We start from the raw sequence: 846 nt of genomic DNA, 5'->3' as shown, positions 1-846 counted from the left end.
TCCGCCTCGGTCAGGACACCTCCGGGGCGGACGCGGCCGGTCCGGACACCGCCGGTCCTGACACCGCCGGGCTGGACGCACCCGGGATCGACCCGACCGGGCGGGGCGCCGGGGGCGATTCCCGGACCGGGGACGACGCCACCCCGAGAGGGTCGGCGCAGCCGTCACCGGAGGTCGAGGAGGCGGTCGAGGAGGGCGAACGCGAGGTCCGGGCCGACGCCCAGGCGGACGATCGGAGCCTCGAGTCCCTCCCGGGCACGCTGCGGATCTTCGACGTGGTCTCCCAGTCGATCGAGGCCATGCAGAGCATCCTCACCGGCTACCGGATGGCGGGGAACCGCCCCGACGTCCTCGTGGAGGTGCCGTCCGACTCGTGTTCGGCCTTCGATTTCCACCGCGCGGAGGAGATGATCGAACTCGGCCGTCGGCTCACCGCGGAGGCGTTGGACAGGGAGGGCTTGTGAGACGGGCCCCTCTCGGCTTCAGCCGCCCTGGTTTCCGCCCTCGTCCTGGCCGACCTGCGGCAGGTGCTGGGGACAGAACGCCCTGACCGCGGCCGCCACCACCACCGGGGCCTCGGTCACCGGCGCATCGGCGTGGGCGTCGTTGTACTGCCGGACCACGTCGACGTAGCCCATGTCGCCGTCGAGTGACGCACAGGCGTCGCGCCCCCGGGTGAGATAACCCTGTTCGTCCTCGGCGTCCACGCCGACGGTCCTGATCTCGCTGAGGAACCGCTCCTCGGGAGACCGGTCGTCGCCGCCGTCCCCGTCCGGGGCCGGCTGCTCGCCGGTCGTCGGCCCGTCGCCGTCGGTGGCGTCCCCGACCGCGGAGGTGGCCTCGGCG

At 73.5% G+C, this 846-nt stretch carries 1 protein-coding gene and 1 pseudogene; one reads left to right on the top strand and one right to left on the bottom strand.

Annotated features, from left to right (window positions below; all coding sequences use genetic code 11):
* Positions 1 to 464, top strand: a pseudogene (locus G6020_RS17140) (patatin); the annotation flags it as partial.
* A gap of 18 nt (positions 465 to 482) precedes the next feature.
* On the opposite strand, the gene G6020_RS12210 reads toward G6020_RS17140, so the two are convergent.
* A partial coding sequence (locus G6020_RS12210) for a DUF732 domain-containing protein (protein ID WP_182610816.1) occupies positions 483 to 846 on the bottom strand: 364 nt, incomplete at its 5' end.

Source organism: Dietzia sp. B19, from assembly GCF_014145155.1.
Classification (GTDB): Bacteria; Actinomycetota; Actinomycetes; order Mycobacteriales; family Mycobacteriaceae; genus Dietzia; species Dietzia natronolimnaea.
This window is presented reverse-complemented; position numbering and strand designations above follow the sequence as displayed.